This window comes from uncultured Pluralibacter sp., assembly GCF_913775985.1.
Lineage (GTDB): Bacteria > Pseudomonadota > Gammaproteobacteria > Enterobacterales > Enterobacteriaceae > Pluralibacter.
The window spans coordinates 1-16,617 of the sequence record NZ_CAJYMB010000032.1 but is presented as its reverse complement, the minus strand read 5'-3'; the positions used below and the strand labels follow the sequence as shown (position 1 = coordinate 16,617).

General features: G+C 60.5%; 16 protein-coding genes. 13 read left to right on the top strand and 3 right to left on the bottom strand.

All coding sequences use genetic code 11. From position 1 onward, the window contains the following. Position 1 precedes the first annotated feature (1 nt). Positions 2-763 carry a DeoR/GlpR family DNA-binding transcription regulator gene (locus QZ766_RS04310; RefSeq protein WP_297197734.1) on the top strand — a complete coding sequence of 254 codons (762 nt, stop codon included), beginning with the start codon at positions 2-4 and terminating at the stop codon, positions 761-763. Here QZ766_RS04310 and QZ766_RS04305 read toward each other — a convergent pair. The 3 genes from QZ766_RS04305 to QZ766_RS04295 form a co-directional block, all read right to left on the bottom strand. Next, positions 760-1,962, bottom strand: a complete 1,203-nt coding sequence (locus QZ766_RS04305; protein WP_297197731.1) for a cyanate transporter — start codon at positions 1,960-1,962, stop codon at positions 760-762. The genes QZ766_RS04310 and QZ766_RS04305 overlap by 4 nt on opposite strands. Positions 1,963-2,106: 144 nt before the next feature. Beyond that, positions 2,107-2,577, bottom strand: coding sequence for a cyanase (cynS, locus tag QZ766_RS04300; RefSeq protein WP_297197729.1), 471 nt, complete (start codon positions 2,575-2,577; stop codon positions 2,107-2,109). Between the two features lie 31 nt (positions 2,578-2,608). Then, positions 2,609-3,268, bottom strand: coding sequence for a carbonic anhydrase (locus QZ766_RS04295; RefSeq protein ID WP_297197727.1), 660 nt, complete (start codon positions 3,266-3,268; stop codon positions 2,609-2,611). Between the two features lie 106 nt (positions 3,269-3,374). Between QZ766_RS04295 and cynR the strand changes: the two genes are divergently transcribed. The 12 genes from cynR to QZ766_RS04235 all read left to right on the top strand — a co-directional run. Beyond that, entirely contained in the window at positions 3,375-4,259 is an 885-nt protein-coding gene (gene cynR / locus QZ766_RS04290) for a transcriptional regulator CynR (RefSeq protein WP_297197725.1), read from the top strand. 78 nt (positions 4,260-4,337) lie between these two features. Continuing rightward, entirely contained in the window at positions 4,338-5,045 is a 708-nt protein-coding gene (pepE, locus tag QZ766_RS04285) for a dipeptidase PepE (protein ID WP_297197722.1), read from the top strand. Between the two features lie 209 nt (positions 5,046-5,254). Then, positions 5,255-5,467, top strand: coding sequence for a DUF1471 domain-containing protein (locus QZ766_RS04280; protein ID WP_297197719.1), 213 nt, complete (start codon positions 5,255-5,257; stop codon positions 5,465-5,467). Positions 5,468-5,684: 217 nt separating this feature from the next. Beyond that, entirely contained in the window at positions 5,685-6,278 is a 594-nt protein-coding gene (locus QZ766_RS04275) for an ATP-dependent Clp protease proteolytic subunit (protein WP_297198061.1), read from the top strand. A gap of 774 nt (positions 6,279-7,052) precedes the next feature. After that, positions 7,053-7,547 (top strand): type VI secretion system contractile sheath small subunit, encoded by a 495-nt coding sequence (gene tssB / locus QZ766_RS04270; RefSeq protein WP_297197716.1) that lies wholly within the window; start codon positions 7,053-7,055, stop codon positions 7,545-7,547. A gap of 33 nt (positions 7,548-7,580) precedes the next feature. Next, complete coding sequence (gene tssC / locus QZ766_RS04265) at positions 7,581-9,125, top strand: type VI secretion system contractile sheath large subunit (RefSeq protein ID WP_297197713.1); 1,545 nt, start codon at positions 7,581-7,583, stop codon at positions 9,123-9,125. Between the two features lie 14 nt (positions 9,126-9,139). Beyond that, complete coding sequence (gene tssK, locus QZ766_RS04260; RefSeq protein WP_297198059.1) at positions 9,140-10,483, top strand: type VI secretion system baseplate subunit TssK; 1,344 nt, start codon at positions 9,140-9,142, stop codon at positions 10,481-10,483. Further along, a complete protein-coding gene (gene tssL, locus QZ766_RS04255) occupies positions 10,480-11,169 on the top strand; it encodes a type VI secretion system protein TssL, short form (RefSeq protein ID WP_297197709.1) in 690 nt (229 codons plus the stop codon). Before tssK ends, tssL begins: the two co-directional genes overlap by 4 nt. Then, on the top strand, positions 11,166-12,890 hold the full coding sequence (locus QZ766_RS04250) for an OmpA family protein (RefSeq protein ID WP_297197707.1): 1,725 nt from the start codon (positions 11,166-11,168) through the stop codon (positions 12,888-12,890). Before tssL ends, QZ766_RS04250 begins: the two co-directional genes overlap by 4 nt. A gap of 4 nt (positions 12,891-12,894) precedes the next feature. After that, a complete protein-coding gene (locus QZ766_RS04245; RefSeq protein WP_297197705.1) occupies positions 12,895-13,386 on the top strand; it encodes an Hcp family type VI secretion system effector in 492 nt (163 codons plus the stop codon). 180 nt (positions 13,387-13,566) lie between these two features. Beyond that, positions 13,567-16,218 carry a type VI secretion system ATPase TssH gene (gene tssH / locus QZ766_RS04240; protein ID WP_297197702.1) on the top strand — a complete coding sequence of 884 codons (2,652 nt, stop codon included), beginning with the start codon at positions 13,567-13,569 and terminating at the stop codon, positions 16,216-16,218. Then, positions 16,215-16,617, top strand: a 403-nt coding sequence (locus QZ766_RS04235) for a contractile injection system protein, VgrG/Pvc8 family (RefSeq protein ID WP_297197700.1), incomplete at its 3' end; no start/stop codon positions are given. The genes tssH and QZ766_RS04235, both read left to right, overlap by 4 nt.

The window sequence follows — 16,617 nt, the reverse complement described above, 5'->3', positions numbered from 1 at the left end:
GATGAAGGGATATAACCGTCTTGAACAAATTATGGATTACCTGAAGAGCCATAATCTTGTCACGGTTGATGAGTTAGTGTCGGTGACGGATGCGTCACCGGCGACGATCCGCCGGGATCTGATCAAACTTGATCAGGAAGGCGTAATCAGCCGCACGCACGGCGGCGTGACGCTCAATCGGTTTATCCCTGCTCAGCCCACCACATTAGAGAAATCCCAGCGTCATCTTGCTGAAAAGCGGGCGATTGCCGCGCGGGCTGCCAGTCTCGTCAAAGCCGGCGATGCTGTTGTACTTGATGCCGGCACGACGATGATCGAGCTGGCGCGTCATTTAACGCACCTTCCGCTGCGCGTTATCACCAGCGACTTACACATCGCTCTCTTTCTGGCGGAATATAAGCAGATCGAGGTGACCATTATTGGCGGGCGCATAGACGACAGCAGCCAGTCGTGCGTTGGCGAGCATGCACGCCGCTTCCTCAATGACATCTGGCCTGACATCGCTTTTGCCAGCTGTAACGGCTGGGATTTTGACAGGGGAATTACTTCACCAACGGAAGAAAAAGCGGCGTTAAAGCGCGATCTTATTGTCAATGCTACGCGCCGCGTGCTGCTGGCGGACAGTTCAAAATATGGCAAGTGGGCTCTATTTAACGTTGCCCGACTGCACTCCCTGACCGATATCATTACCGACAGTCACATTACACCGGACGTCATTGAGAAAATGACCAGCCTGGACATCCGCTTTACTGTTGCCGATTAACCCTTCAACTCATTCTCTACACGCCAGGCCTTTGGATACCCCGCTGGTTTAAAGCGCAGCGTCAGCAGTATCAGCGCGGCCGCGGCCGCGGCGTGTACCGTCCAGTCCAGCAGAAAGTTGCCGCTCGCGCTGCGCAACAAGCCGGAAAGCCACGGCGAGAGTCCGGCAATGATAAAGCCAATTCCCTGCATAAACGCCACCAGCCGCCCGCCGATGGCGGGATGCCCGGCGTGATCGAGGGCCAGCACCAGACACAGCGGAAACGCGCCGCCGAGCCCCGCGCCGCACAGCATTGCCCACAGCGCCGACAGCGACAGCGGCGCGAAGATAAATCCACAAAAGCCGATCAGCTGAAGCGCAAGCGTCAATATGAGCAGCCCGCGGCGATCCTGCTGCCGGGCGAACAGCGGTAGCGCGAGTGCCCCCAGGGTTTGCCCCACCGTCATCAGCGCCAGCAGCGATCCGCTGTGCTGGGCGCTGGCCCCGAGCTGAATGTAATAAGGCGGCAGCCAGGCTATCAGGCTCGCATAGCCGCCGTTAATCACGCCAAAATAGAGGCCCAGCAGCCACGCGCGCGGGCTGGCTGATACGCGAACAGATGCCGGCGGAGCGCGGTGCTCTTCCTGCGGTGCCCGACCGCGCAGCGCCAGCCAGCCTGCCAGCGCAATAATGGCCGGAAGCGCCCACCAGGCCAGCGAGCGGTACCACAGCTCACTGCGATCGGCCAGCCAGGGCGTGATTGCCGCCCCCAGTCCGCCGCCGCCCATTAGCGCCGCCGACCACAGACCCATTACCTGCGGCATCCGGCGCTGGAACAGGCGCTTTATCACCGCCGGCATAATCATCTGAATAATGCCGATGCCAATTCCGCCCAGCAGGGCGCTGCTGATAAGCAGGCAGCTCTGCGGTGCCATCTCGCGCAGCAGCGCCCCGGCAGCAACCAGCAGCAGGCCGAGTGCCACGCTGTGACGTTCGCTAACGCGCGCGTTGATCCAGCTTCCCGCCAGCGCCAGCGCGCCCATGGCGATAACCGGCAGGGCGGTCAGCAGCGACGCGGTGGTGAAATGCATGCCTGTGGCGGCGCGCAGCTGCGGCAGCAGCGGGCCAACGGAGGTGAGCAGGGGGCGCATATTAATGCCGATAAGTACCAGAACCAGCAGCATTATCAGCTGGTGGCGGACGCGCGCATCCGTAATCATTTTTTCTCCTTGTTCTGTCAGCGCAGCAGTGTCGGAAAGCGCAGCGCCGCCCGGGGGAACCGGACGGCGTGGGTGAGACTGTTTGATTTATCGACGATTAAGGTTCAATCGTAACGATACGCCCGCGGGCTGGGGCGTTATTGATCAAAACGGTTTCGTCGGCAGATATTTGCCGTCGAGGGTAATCACCGCCCGCTCACCGCCTTCCGGATCGGCCACTTTTTTCACGTCCAGCTTGAAGTTGATGGCGCTGATAATGCCGTCGCCAAATTTTTCGTGAACCAGCGCTTTCAGGGTGGTGCCGTAGACCTGCAGCATCTCGTAGAAGCGATACATGGTGGGATCGGTCGGCACGCGGTCATCAATGCTGCCGCGCAGCGGGATGGTCTGCAGCAGCAGAACCGCATCTTCATCCAGGCCCAGCTTGTCGCCGATCAGGCGGGCAGCCTGCACCGGCAGCGCGTGCTGTCCCAGCAGAGCGGCGGTCACAAACGCTTCTGACAGCCCGGTGCCGTCGGCAAGCTGTTCAAAGGTAAAGTCTTTCTTAGCTTTGATAAGCAGGATCTGGTCGGCCAGGGCCAGGCGAATGTCGCGGTTGATTTGGGAATGGATCATGGATAAACCTCCGGTAAATTAAGGGGGAAAATTAGTCTGTCAGGGCGTGCTGCAGCGGCACGGCCCGGGTGTCGGGATTGTCAGCCAGGGACACAAACTGGCGACGGGTACCGTCATAGGCGGCGATATCGCCGCTCTCAATGTCATAAACCCAGCCGTGGAGCGCAATGCGGCCTTCTTCCAGCGCCAGGCGCACCGACGGATGCGTCTGGATATTTGCCAGCTGGGCAATAACGTTTTCACGCACCATGGAATGCACTTTTTCCGCTTCCGTGCAGTGATCGCGGGCCTCGTTGACGACGCGTGCAGAGTCGGCGTAGCGCAGCCAGTGGCCGACGGCAGGCATGTGATCCAGGCAGTGGCAGCCGGCGATGGCGGTCATGGCACCGCAGTCCGAGTGGCCGCAAATCACGATGTCCGATACCCGCAGCGCCGCGACGGCATATTCAACGGACGCCGTTACGCCGCCGGGCTCCGGGCCGTAGCTCGGCACGATGTTGCCCGCATTGCGGATAACGAACAGGTCGCCCGGCTCGCGCTGGGTAACCAACTCCGGCACCAGGCGGCTGTCGGAGCAGGAGATAAACAGCGCTCTGGGGTTTTGCTGGCTGGCGAGGTGCCTGAACAGTTCGGCGCGCTCGGGAAAGACGCTGCGCTGAAATTTCAGGAAACCATCAATAATTTCTTTCATGCTGCCTCCTCGGCACTAAATGATGGAGCCAAGGCTACTCGCCGCTTCCTATAAGGTAAAAGACGCATTTATAATGAACACTATTGTTATTACTTATAGGTGAGTGATGCTGCTGCGCCATATCCACTATTTCCTTGCTGTCGCTGAGCACCGGGGTTTTACCCGGGCCGCCGAAGCACTGCACGTCTCTCAGCCCGCGCTTTCCCAGCAGATCAGGCAGCTGGAGGAGACGCTCGGCGCGCCGCTATTTGATCGCAGCGGCCGCGCTGTTCGCCTGACCGACGCCGGCGAGATCTACCTGAGCTATGCCCGGCAGGCGCTGCAGGCCCTGAAAGCCGGCAGCCGGGCGATTCATGACGTGGAGGATCTCAGCTGCGGCGAGCTGAAAGTGGGGGTAACACCGACCTTTACCGCCTATCTGACCGGCCCGCTGCTGGCCGCCTTTCATGCGCGCTATCCCGGCGTGACGCTCCAGCTGCGGGAGATGTCGCAGGAGGCAATTGAAATGCAGCTGGCGCGGGACGAGCTGGACGTCGGCATTGCCTTTACCGACGTTCACTCAGCGGAGATCGCGGCCCGGCCGCTGCTGGTCGAAACTCTGGCGCTGGTGGTGGCTAACGGCCATCCGCTGGCCGGGCGCGAAACGGCAGATCTCCACCAGCTTAAAGACGAAAAATTTGTGCTGCTCAGCGGCGAATTTGCCACCCGGGAGCAGATCGATCGCTTCAGCCGGCAGGTTAGCCTGCATCTGCCGGTAATAATGGAAGTGAATTCCATCAGCGCAGTGCTGGAAATGGTGCGCAGAACGTCGCTGGCCACGCTGCTGCCGGCGGCCATTGCCGTCCAGCATTCCGAGATAACTGCCATCGCGCTGGAACCGCCGCTGCTGGAGCGCACCGCGGCCCTGCTGCAGCGCAAAGGCGCGTGGCAAACGGCCGCCGCCCGGGCGTTTATCGCGCTGGCGCACGAGCAGGCGGCGGCGATAGGATAAGATCAACGCACGGGTATTCTGGCGTGTTGCCGGAATCTCGCACATTATCAAGGAGTCATGATGAAAAGAGCACTATTGATGAGCAGTTCCCGGATGGGCAGCATGGGCTATCTGGAACACGCGGACGCCCAGCTGCGCACGCTGCTGGGCACCGGGCCGGTGGAGGTGCTGTTTATCCCGTTTGCCGCGGTATCTTCCAGCTTCGATGCTTTCGAGAAGCGCGTTCAGCCCGCGTTTTCCCGCCTGGGCTATGGCCTGACGTCTATTCACCACTTCAGCGATCCGCTTGCGGCAGTGCGCAATGCGCAGGCTATCGCCGTGGGCGGCGGCAATACGTTTGCGCTACTGACCCGTCTCTATCAGGCCGGCATTGTGGAGCTGATTTCTGAACGGGTGAACGCCGGCGAGCTGCCGTATGTCGGCTGGAGCGCGGGCAGCAATGTCGCCACGCCGACGATCCGCACCACCAACGATATGCCGATTGTACAGCCGCCGTCGTTCAACGCGCTTAATATCGCGCCGTTTCAGATTAACCCGCACTTTATTTCGGGTAAAACGGCGGGCCACAACGGCGAGAGCCGCGAAGATCGCCTCAACGAGTTTCTGGCCTTTAACCCACAGGAACAGCTGCTGGCCCTGTATGAAGGGTCTGCGCTGTATATTGAAGGCGTCCGGGGTCGGATTCTGGGGGAGAAAGAGGGGCTGTGGTTTAAAGCGCCGGACAATATCGAGAAGATTGCTCCGGATGTGCCGTTTGATTTGTCGATGATTCAGGGCGTGTGCTAACGGTTTTAAAAGAGGCGGGAGCCCGGCGGGTGCGGCCGGGAGGCCGCAGACGTATCTTTGACTGTAGGGCTATAGGGGAACTCGTTATTATTCTATTTTAAGCAACAGTATGTTGCCATAATTGCTATTTAAGGCATAAGTAAACCGTCGTATCCTTCTTGCCATCAAGTTGCACCGGGCAACTTACTCCATTACCCAAGGATACGATTATGAAAAGCATGACTACTCTGATTACCGCCGCCGTTCTTTCAACTCTCGCGTTTGGCGCATCGGCACACAGCGTTACCGCTACCGGCACCACGCTCGATTCTGCCGAGGCGGTGATTGCCCAGAAGGCAAAAGCGCAGCACGCAAGCTCCTACAAAATCACCAGCGCCCGGATGGGTAACCGCGTGTCGATGAGCGCCGAGCTGTATAAATAAAACAGCCTCTGAATAGATAACGCTGATGCTTCTGCGCCGCCATCTTCTGGCGGCGCAGGCATTTTAGCGGCGGGAAAACTGACGCCCGGGCGGACGCGCATTCTCAGGTGTGGTGGCGGTTCGCGTTTAAAGACGCGGGCCTGATTGTCCTGATATGCTATATGTATCTGACTATGGCCGTATCTGTTAAGGAGCAACACCTATGTTACCCACCATCATGAATGAAAATAGCGACGACAAGAAAGCCGCCGAAGGCGCCGAGCCGGCGTTTATCCAGCAAAAGCTCCTGTCGTCCCGCTCGATTGTTATCTCCGGTGAAATCAATCAGGAGCTGGCGCAGAAAGTGGTGACCCAGCTTATTCTGCTGCAGAGCATCAGCGACGATCCGATCCGCATCTACCTCAACAGCCAGGGCGGCCACGTTGAAGCGGGTGATACTATCCACGACTTCATCAAGTTTATCCGTCCGGATGTGCACATTATCGGTACCGGCTGGGTTGCCAGCGCGGGTATCACCATTTTCCTCGCGGCGAAGAAAGAGCACCGTTACTCGCTGCCGAACACCCGCTTTATGATCCACCAGCCGATAGGCGGCGTGCGCGGCCAGGCGACGGACATCGAAATTGAAGCCCGCGAAATTATCCGCATGCACGATCGCATTAACCGCCTGATTGCCGATGCTACCGGCCAGCCGCTGGAGCGCGTCAAGAAAGATACTGACCGTAACTTATGGATGTCCCCGGACGAGGCGCTGGATTACGGCATCGTCGGCAAACGCATTTCCCACTTCGACGAGCTGAATCTGGGCTAATTAGTCGAAGATGAAAAACCCACGAAGCCTGCGGCGACGTGGGTTTTTTTATGGTCTGCTGGCGCATAATGAACGGGATGCCAGCACGTTTTTTGTACTTCTGAACTCCCTGTCTGGTGGGATGGCATCACAACACGACGGTTACTTTTATATCATTAGTTACGCTAAAGTATTTTTATTGAATTGATATGGTTTGAGTAAAAGAAGCCGATAATGTTCATTTTGAGAAAGTTCAGTTTTTTATTTTTAGCACTGAATTGGCTTATGGTCGTAAAGCGATTCGCTAAATTATAGAGGGTGAAAGTGGATGTTTGCCTTAAATGACACATTTGATTCTCTAATGTTATTAATAGAGTAAAGTTGTTTTTTTATTTATTCGTGCTAAAACTCTTATTCACTTTAATAATTAATCCACAAAGATATATTTCATTTTTATATGTATTCATCGGCGGTGGTATGTAATTATTATTTACACTCCTGTTGCCTGAATTCATATTTTTTTTGATTTATATCAATTTCGATGCAATGAAAATTTTAAATTACTTTTCGTTGCTTTTGTGGTTTTTTGTTCGTTTATTTTATTTATTTTAGTTTATAAAACCAAATAACTCGTATGGAGTGCTTTTTTTTATACCAGGAAGATATATTGGGATTTTTCTTTTATCAGTAATTTGATCTCGTTATTGTTTTTTCTGTAGTGTGTTGAATTAATGTGTTTTCGCGCAAGAAATCTTACGCATAAATATCTGTGGCAATAACTAAGGGAATAATGACATGGCCGACAGCTTCCAGAGTGAAGTACCCAAAGCACGTATTAATCTCAAACTCGACTTACATACCGGCGGCGCGGGGAAAAAGACTGAACTCCCGCTCAAGCTGCTGGTGACGGGGGATTTCAGCAACGGGCAGGAAAAAGCCCCGCTGTCTGAACGCGAGAAGCAAAATATCAACAAGAACAACTTCGACTCGGTGCTCGCCGAGTACGCGCCGCGGGTGAACCTCGCGGTGAAAAACACCCTCGCCGGCGACGGCAGCGAAGAGAACGTTGACCTCACCTTTCGCAGTATGAGCGACTTCACCCCCGAGCAGGTGGCCCGCCAGATACCCCAGCTGAAGGCCATGCTCGCCATGCGCAGCCTGCTGCGCGACCTCAAGGCTAACCTGCTCGACAACCAGGCCTTCCGCAAGGAGCTGGAAAAAATCCTGCTCGACCCGGCGCTCAGCGCCGAGCTGCGCGGCGAACTCTCTGCCCTGACCCCCAAACAGTAGCCCCCCGCGACTTTTTAACGGATTAATTAAGGAATGCTCATGTCTGTACAAAATGAAAACGCTTCCGGCAGCGAAAGCGTGGTTCTCGAACGTCCGGCGGGCGGCGTGTACGCCTCGCTGTTTGAAAAAATCAACCTGCACCCGGTCTCCGGGCTGAGCGCGCTGGACGTCTGGCAGGACGCGCAGGCGATGTCCGACGCCAGCGCCGACGAGCGCCTGACCGCCGGGATGCAGGTGTTCCTCGAGTGCCTGAGCAAGGCCGGGGCGAAGGTGGAGAAGCTCGACAAAACCCTGATTGATCACCACATCGCCGAGCTGGACTGGCAGATTAGCCGCCAGCTGGACGCGGTAATGCACCATGAAGAATTTCAGGCGGTGGAGAGCCTGTGGCGCGGGGTGAAGTCGCTGGTGGACAAAACCGACTTCCGCCAGAACGTGCGGGTGGAGCTGCTGGACATGTCGAAGGACGACCTGCGCCAGGACTTCGAGGACTCGCCGGAGATTATCCAGTCCGGACTGTACAAGCACACCTACATCGACGAGTACGACACCCCGGGCGGCGAGCCGATTGCGGCGGTGATTTCGGCCTACGAGTTCGACGCCTCGGCCCAGGACGTGGCGCTGATGCGCAACATCTCGAAGGTGTCCGCCGCGGCGCACATGCCGTTTATCGGCTCCGCCGGGCCGAAATTTTTCCTCAAGGACTCGATGGAGGAGGTGGCGGCCATCAAGGACATCGGCAACTACTTTGACCGTGCCGAATACATCAAGTGGAAGACGTTCCGCGACACGGACGACTCGCGCTACCTGGGGCTGGTGATGCCGCGGGTGCTGGGCCGCCTGCCGTACGGACCGGACACGGTGCCGGTGCGCAGCTTCAACTACGTGGAAGAGGTGAAGGGCCCGGACCACGACAAATACCTGTGGACCAACGCCTCGTTCGCCTTTGCGGCCAACATGGTGAAGAGCTTCATCAACAACGGCTGGTGCGTGCAGATACGCGGCCCGCAGGCGGGCGGTGCGGTGCAGGACCTGCCGATTCATCTGTACGACCTCGGCACCGGCAACCAGGTGAAAATCCCGAGCGAGGTGATGATACCGGAGACCCGCGAGTTCGAGTTCGCCAACCTGGGCTTCATCCCGCTGTCGTACTACAAGAACCGGGACTACGCGTGCTTCTTCTCGGCGAACTCGACCCAGAAGGCGGCGCTGTACGATACCCCGGAGGCGACGGCAAACAGCCGCATCAACGCGCGGCTGCCGTACATTTTCCTGCTGTCGCGCATCGCGCACTACCTGAAAATAATCCAGCGCGAAAACATCGGCTCGACCAAGGACCGGCGCCTGCTGGAGCTGGAGCTGAACACCTGGGTGCGCAGCCTGGTAACGGAGATGACCGATCCGGGCGACGCGCTGCAGGCGTCACATCCGCTGCGCGATGCGAAGGTGGTGGTGGAAGACATCGAGGACAACCCGGGATTCTTCCGCGTGAAGCTGTTCGCGGTGCCGCACTTCCAGGTGGAAGGGATGGACGTCAACCTGTCGCTGGTTTCGCGGATGCCGAAGGCCAAGTCGTAACGTAGGACCGGAAGCTGATGAAAACGGAACAACCGTTGTGGGGCAGAGGCATTATGGTCTCTCCCCAGCACTTCCAGCAGCAGGCCGCGCAAGCGGCCTGGTCTGCCGAGTGCATTGCCCGGCTGGGACTTTCCCAGCCCTGGGGAATGATTGACGCCGCTTTTGAACCGGATGCGCTAAAGCTGGGCCGCCTGCAGGCCCGGCACCTGCACGTTCGCTTTCAGGACGGCACATTGATCGATACCGACAACGCTGACGCCCTGCCGCCGGCGCTGTCCCTTGAAAGTGAATCCCGGGACGCGGTGGTAGTGCTGGCGCTTCCGCTGCTGCGGGCCAACGGCGGCAACTGCCTGAAGCCCGATGAGGTGGCCGAGCGCCCGGTACGCTTTCGCCAGCGCTGGCGAGATGTGCGCAATACTTTTGGCGACGACACTCGCCAGATTGCGGTCATGCAGCCCGAACTGACCCTGCGCTTTGCCCGTCAGGACAACAGCGATTACCTGACCTGTCCTGTCGCCCGCGTGCAGCAGGATTCACAGGGCGTCTGGACCCTGGACGAGACCTTTCTTCCTCCGCTGCTGACGCTGCGCGGCAGCCGCTGGCTGTCGACCCAGCTTGAACAGCTGCTGACCCAGCTACGCGCGCGCCTGGGACGGCTGATGGCGATGCGCCGGGAAAGCAATGAGCGAATGGCGGATTTTGCCGTCGCCGACGTCTCCCTGTTCTGGCTGCTTAACGCTCTCAACAGCGCCGAGCCGGTGCTGGGGCAGTTTCAGCGCAATCCGCAAAGCCCGCCCGAGCGCCTCTATCCGGAGCTTGCCCGGCTGGCCGGCAGCCTGCTGACCTTTTCGCTGGCCCATCAGGTGAGCGCTATTCCAGTCTGGCAGCATGAGCAACTGAATGCAGTTTTCCCGCCGCTGTTTAACCTGCTTGGGGATCTGCTTGAGGCCAGCCTGCCGTCGCGGGTGGTGTCGCTGGAGCTTGACTACGACGCCCGTCTGCACTTTTGGCAGGCAAGGCTGCACGATCCGCGCCTGCGGGAAGGGGCGGACTACTACCTTTCCGTACGATCGCCGATGCCGGCGGCGCAACTGCAGGAGCAGTTCCCGCGCCAGTGCAAGGTGGGCAGCCCGGATCACGTCCGCGACATCGTCAACTCATCCCGGGTTGGCGTTCCGCTGATGCCGCTGCGCCACGTCCCCGCGGCTATTCCGCTGCGTCTGGAAAACCAGTATTTCAGCCTCGTTCTCTCCGATCCTCTGGCCGCGGAAATGATCCAGAGCGGCACCTGCATGTTTTACGTCCCGGGGATGCTCGGCGAGCCTGAACTTGAACTCTTTGCGGTACTGAGAACATGAGTGAACGTAAGCGCGGCGCTGCCGCACCCATTGATATTGATGCCCTGCTGCAGGACACCTGGCTACAGGTTATCAGCCTGCGCCACGGGCCGAAATTTCAGGAAGGCGAAGGACGCGTGCTGTGGGAGCGCTGTATCGCCGATGTGGAGCGCGTGCAGCGCGAGCTTAAAGCAAGCGATCTGGACGAAGTGAGCTGCCGGCACATTATGACCGCGCAGTGTGCGCTGCTCGATGAAGCGGTAAAAAGCCGCAACGTTGACGACGATGCCTGCATGCAGTGGTACGACATTCCTCTGCAGGGCCACTTCCTCGGCACCATGGACGCCGGCGACACGCTGTGCGACCGAATGCGCGATGTACTGCGCGAGCCGGCGCCCGACAGCGCCGTGTTGACCTGCTTCCAGCGGGTGATGATGCTGGGATTCCTCGGCAGTTTCAGCTCCCTGAACGATCCGGACCGGCAAAAGCTGGTGAGTGCCCTGAATGAACACGTTGCGCCCTTCAGCTATCCGCAAACGCATCCGGTGCTGGCGGAAAGCCCTGCCGGAACAGGGATGAGCAGCTGGCTGGCATCGTGGCCGGTGCGTATTGGCCTGAGCGTGATTGCGATCGTAGTCCTGTGGTGGGGGCTTAATCACTGGCTCGACAGGATGCTGCTGACCCTGCTGCCGGGAGTAGTGAAATGAGTCCTGCGCAGCGGCGCTGGCTGGCACTGTGGGCCGCCCTGCTGAGCGTCGTTATCTGCCTGGGTTTCCTGCCGGCCTCCTGGCCGCTCGCCGCACTCGTTCTGCTGGTTGTACTCGGGGCGATCGCAGCGGTCTGGTACGCCACGCGCGATCGCCTTCCGCACGACGATGCTCTGCGGCTGGATAACCTGCCGGAAGCCGTCTATCGCCAGCCGGTGGTGCTGGTCTGCGGCGATCTGCCGCTCGCCTGGCCGCAGCCGTCGCCGGTAATGACCGTGACCCAGGGCTGCTGGATCCGGGTCGAGGAACATCAGGATCTGGACCGGGTAGCCCGACAGGTGCTGCGGCTGCGCCCGGACTGGGGGCGCCAGCTGTCGGTGATGGTCAGCGTTTGCCCACAGCAGCACGTTGACAGCGAGGCGCTGACCGGGCGGCTGATGGCCCTGCGCTGGCAAATTTGTCGGCTGCGTAAGGAGACAGGGCACCGTGTGCCGCTGGTGCTGAGCGGGCAAACGGGCAGTGCGATGATGAACGATACGCTCTGGCAGGCGGCGGTTGCCGGAGAGGGTCTTCGGGTCTGGCGCGAGTCTTCCGCGCCCTGTTCAATTGCCGCGTGGGTCACAACCGGCGGCGTACCGGCGATGCAGCAGCAGGTGCTGATGAACAGCCTGATGGGCTGGTTTCACCAGCATGTCAAAGCGGTGTTCATGGAGGATAACCCCGATGTTCCGGCCGTTACGCCCGATGCGGTGCTGTGGGGTATCGGGCCGATTCTTGCCGGAAGCCTGGCGTCTTCGGCCTGGACGGCGTGGCTGGCCCGCCACACGGCTATGCGCCAGGTTAGCGGCTGGCAGCCGGTTGGCACCGACAGCACGGTCATCTCTCCACTGCCGGATTTTATTCTGCCGCTGCTGCCGATGGGGCACGGATTAACCCCGCTCGGTCGGGCGCTGCGCTGCGCGCTCAGTATCTTCACGCTGGCAGCCGTTGCCGCGCTGCTCTGCAGCGGCTGGAACAACCGCCAGCTGCTGCACCGCGTGAGCTTTGATATTGCCCGCTATTACCGCATTCCGATGGATGACTACGCCCCGAAAGCGGCTGCCGTAGCGATTTTACGCGAGGATGCCGCGCAGCTGGACGGCTGGACGCGTAATGGCGTACCTGCCCGGCTGAGCCTGGGACTGTATCAGGGCGAGCACCTGCGCATGCCGGTGCTGGATGCCATTCGTTCGTACGTGCCACCGCCGCCTCCGCCGAAGCCAGAACCGACACCTCAGCCGAAGGCAGAGCCGGTGCCGGAAATTGTGCGGCTCGACAGCATGTCCCTGTTCGACTCGGGTAAAGCTCAGCTGAAGGCGGGCTCTACCAAAATGCTGATTAACTCCCTGGTGGGCATCAAAGCCAAACCCGGCTGGCTAATTGTGGTCGCTGGCCACACCGATAACACCGGCAATACGCAGCTAAACCAGACGCTCTCCCTCAGGCGTGCAGAAGCGGTGCGCGACTGGATGCGCGATACCGGCGACGTGCCGGAGAGCTGTTTTGCGGTACAGGGCTACGGCGCGAGCCGCCCTGTGGCCACTAACGACACGACGGAGGGCCGCGCGCTCAACCGCCGCGTCGAAATCAGTCTGGTTCCGCAGGCCGACGCCTGCCGGATCCCGGACGTCAGTAAAACGCCATCGCAGGAAGATGGCGATTCATATCCAAAAGGAGAATAACACAATGGCAATTCCCGTTTATCTGTGGCTGAAGGACGACGGCGGCGCGGACATTAAAGGTTCCGTGGACGTTAAGGATCGCGAAGGCAGCATCGAAGTCGTTGCGCAGGAGCATAACCTGTACATCCCGACCGACAACAACACCGGCAAGCTGACCGGCACCCGCGTCCACACGCCGTTCCTGTTCACCAAGGAAATCGACGCCTCCAGCCCGTACCTGTATAAGGCGGTCACCACCGGCCAGACCCTGAAGTCTGCCGAGTTTAAGTGGTACCGCATTAACGACGCGGGCCAGGAAGTGGAGTACTTCAACACCACGCTGGAGAACGTCAAGCTGGTGAAAATTGCGCCTCTGATGCACGACATCAAGGATCCGGCGAAAGAGAAGCACAACCACCTGGAGCGCATCGAGCTGCGCTACGAAAAAATCACCTGGACCTATAAAGACGGCAACATCATTCATTCCGACTCCTGGAACGAACGCGTTACCGCCTAAGCCTCAGGCGGGCAGATCCTCTCTGCCCGCTTTTTTTGTTTGCGAAGCGCCTGCATCAGGCGGGTCCTTCGCAAAAATACCCTTTGCCTTACTGACCTCGCGCCTTCGGGTCTCCTTAACAATGGGAAACGGCGAGGGCGGTAGCGTGCCCAATTATCCGAACAGAGAGAACATCGAGAAATGGAAAATCCAGCCATCCTGTTACGCCGCCTGAACCCGTACTGCGCCCGCGCCATGGAAGGGGCAGCTGCGCTGTGCCAGACCCGGGCCCATGCCGAAATCCTGCCCGAGCACTGGCTGCTGAAGCTGCTGGAGCAGGGCGAGGGCGACCTGACGGTGCTCGCCCGCCGCTACGAGTGGGATATGGATTCGCTCTGGCAGAGCCTGCTCGGCTGGCTGGATGCGCAGCCGCGCTCCGTGCGCCACCGCCCGCGTCTTTCTGACGACATCCAGACGCTGATGCAGCAGGCCTGGCTGGCGGCTTCTCTCAGCGGCGAGGAGCACATTCGCAGCGTCCACCTGCTGATGGCGCTGGTGGAGAAACCGAAGCTGGCCCGCTGCGATGGCCTGTGGCCGCTGCTGACCCTCGGCCAGAGCCAGCTCGAGCGCCTGCGCCCGCTGCTGGACGCGCAGTCCGAGGAGCGCCCGGAGGTGCAGCAGGAGGCCGAACTGGCCCGCGGCGGCGAGGATGCGGCTCTTGCGGACGAACCGGACGCAGCAGGCGCAACCGCCGGTGGGCTGAGCCAGGCCCTTCAGGGCGCGCTGGACAAGTTCACCCTCGACGTTACCGCCAAAGCCCGGGAGGGCAGCATCGACCCGGTGTTCGGCCGCGACTCCGAAATCAGACAAATGGTCGATATTCTCTCCCGGCGACGCAAGAATAATCCGATTCTCGTCGGCGAGCCCGGCGTCGGTAAAACCGCGCTGGTTGAAGGCCTCGCCCTGCGCATCGCCGAAGGCAATGTCCCGGCATCTTTAAAAACCGTCGTCCTGCGCACTCTTGACCTCGGCCTGCTGCAGGCAGGGGCCGGCGTGAAGGGCGAGTTCGAGCAGCGCCTGAAAAACGTTATCGACGCGGTCCAGCAGTCGCCGGTGCCGGTCCTGCTGTTTATCGACGAGGCCCACACCATCATCGGCGCCGGTAACCAGGCGGGCGGTGCGGACGCCGCCAACCTGCTGAAGCCGGCGCTGGCGCGCGGGGAGCTGCGCACCATTGCCGCCACCACCTGGAGTGAATACAAGCAGTACTTCGAGCGCGACGCCGCGCTGGAGCGCCGCTTCCAGATGGTGAAGGTGGACGAGCCGGACGACGACACCGCCTGCCTGATGCTGCGCGGCCTCAAGTCCCGCTATGCCGAGCACCACGGTGTACACATCACTGACGACGCGGTGCGCGCTGCGGTCACTCTGTCGCGCCGCTACCTGACCGGGCGTCAGTTGCCGGATAAGGCTGTGGATCTGCTGGACACCGCCGCTGCCCGGGTGCGCATGAGCCTCGACACCGTGCCGGAGTCTATCGTGCACCTGAAGGCGCAGCTGGCGGCGCTGGGGTTTGAGGAGCAGGCCCTACTGGAGGATATCGCCGCGGGCCGCAGCGGGCACGGCGACCGCCTTGCCGTCATTGAGCGGCAGCGGGCCGGGCTGGAAGAGACGCTGGCCCAGCGCGAGAGCCGCTTTGAGGCGGAGAAAGACCTTGCGCAGCAGCTGATGGCCAGCCGGCAGGACATCAGCCGCCAGGCCGAAATTGCGGCGCTACAGCAGCGGCTGGAGGCGGAGCAGCGCGGCGAGGTGCTGGTGCAGGTGGACGTCGACGCGCGCACCGTGGCCAACGTCATCGCCGACTGGACCGGCGTGCCGCTCTCCTCCCTGATGAAGGACGAGCAAACCGAACTGCTGTCCCTGGAAAATGAAATTGGCCGACGTGTAGTAGGTCAGGACACCTCGCTAAACGCCATCGCCCAGCGGCTGCGCGCGGCGAAAACCGGCCTGACCCCGGAGAACGGTCCGCAGGGCGTATTCCTGCTGGTGGGCCCGAGCGGCGTGGGTAAAACCGAGACCGCGCTGGCGCTGGCTGACGTGCTGTACGGCGGGGAGAAGTCGCTTATCACCATCAACCTGTCGGAGTATCAGGAGCCGCACACGGTTTCCCAGCTGAAGGGCTCCCCTCCGGGCTACGTCGGTTACGGGCAGGGAGGTATTCTGACCGAGGCCGTACGCAAGCGGCCGTACAGCGTGGTGCTGCTGGACGAAGTGGAGAAGGCGCACCGCGACGTGATGAACCTGTTCTACCAGGTGTTTGATCGCGGCTTCATGCGCGACGGCGAGGGGCGCGAAATCGACTTCCGCAACACGGTTATTCTGATGACCTCGAACCTCGGCAGCGACGCGATCATGGACCTGCTGAACGATCAGCCGGAGGCCACCGACGGCGATCTGCAGGAGCTGCTGCGCCCGACGCTACGCGACCATTTCCAGCCTGCGCTGCTGGCGCGTTTCCAGACGGTGATTTACCGGCCGCTGGCCGGAGCGGCGATGCGCACTATCGTGGAGATGAAGCTGGGGCAGGTGAGCGCGCGCCTGAGTCGCCACTACGGGCTGAGCACGCGGGTTGACGAGACGCTGTACGACGCGCTGACCGCGGCCTGCCTGCTGCCGGACAGCGGGGCGCGCAACGTTGACAGCCTGCTGAACCAGCAGATTCTGCCGGTGCTGAGCCAGCAGCTGCTGGTCCACATGGCCGCGAAACAGAAGCCGTCAACGCTGACCCTGGACTGGGACGAGGAAGAGGGGATCGTGCTGGAGTTTGACGCAGTGCCGGGAGGCGATGAATGAGCGACAGCCCTATACTGCGATTCAGCCACAGCCACCACCTGCTGGCGGTGAAGGGCTGCGGGTCAGCGCTGGACGTGCTGGCCTTCGAGGGCCGCGAGGCGCTGAGCCAGCCGTTCAGCTACCGCATCGAGTTCACCAGCCCCGACCACGCCATCGCCAAAGAGGCGATGCTGATGAAGGCGGCGTCCCTGACCCTGCAGGCCCCGGTAGACCAGGGCTTCGGCATTAAAATACAGCAGCCGGTGCGGGTGATTCAGGGCGTGGTGTCGGATTTCGCGCGCCTCGGCACCTCGAAGGACGAAACCCGCTACGCCCTGACGCTGGCGCCGCGCCTGGCGCTGCTCGACCGCACCCGGCAGAACGCCATCTACCAGGACATGTCGGTTCCGCAAATCGTGG

Coding starts and splice junctions, on each gene's coding strand:
- QZ766_RS04310 (WP_297197734.1), top strand. CDS start 2: ATGAAGGGATATAACCGTCTTGAACAAATTATGGATTACCTGAAGAGC.
- QZ766_RS04305 (WP_297197731.1), bottom strand. CDS start 1,962: ATGATTACGGATGCGCGCGTCCGCCACCAGCTGATAATGCTGCTGGTT.
- cynS (WP_297197729.1), bottom strand. CDS start 2,577: ATGATCCATTCCCAAATCAACCGCGACATTCGCCTGGCCCTGGCCGAC.
- QZ766_RS04295 (WP_297197727.1), bottom strand. CDS start 3,268: ATGAAAGAAATTATTGATGGTTTCCTGAAATTTCAGCGCAGCGTCTTT.
- cynR (WP_297197725.1), top strand. CDS start 3,375: ATGCTGCTGCGCCATATCCACTATTTCCTTGCTGTCGCTGAGCACCGG.
- pepE (WP_297197722.1), top strand. CDS start 4,338: ATGAGCAGTTCCCGGATGGGCAGCATGGGCTATCTGGAACACGCGGAC.
- QZ766_RS04280 (WP_297197719.1), top strand. CDS start 5,255: ATGAAAAGCATGACTACTCTGATTACCGCCGCCGTTCTTTCAACTCTC.
- QZ766_RS04275 (WP_297198061.1), top strand. CDS start 5,685: ATGAATGAAAATAGCGACGACAAGAAAGCCGCCGAAGGCGCCGAGCCG.
- tssB (WP_297197716.1), top strand. CDS start 7,053: ATGGCCGACAGCTTCCAGAGTGAAGTACCCAAAGCACGTATTAATCTC.
- tssC (WP_297197713.1), top strand. CDS start 7,581: ATGCTCATGTCTGTACAAAATGAAAACGCTTCCGGCAGCGAAAGCGTG.
- tssL (WP_297197709.1), top strand. CDS start 10,480: ATGAGTGAACGTAAGCGCGGCGCTGCCGCACCCATTGATATTGATGCC.
- QZ766_RS04250 (WP_297197707.1), top strand. CDS start 11,166: ATGAGTCCTGCGCAGCGGCGCTGGCTGGCACTGTGGGCCGCCCTGCTG.
- QZ766_RS04245 (WP_297197705.1), top strand. CDS start 12,895: ATGGCAATTCCCGTTTATCTGTGGCTGAAGGACGACGGCGGCGCGGAC.
- tssH (WP_297197702.1), top strand. CDS start 13,567: ATGGAAAATCCAGCCATCCTGTTACGCCGCCTGAACCCGTACTGCGCC.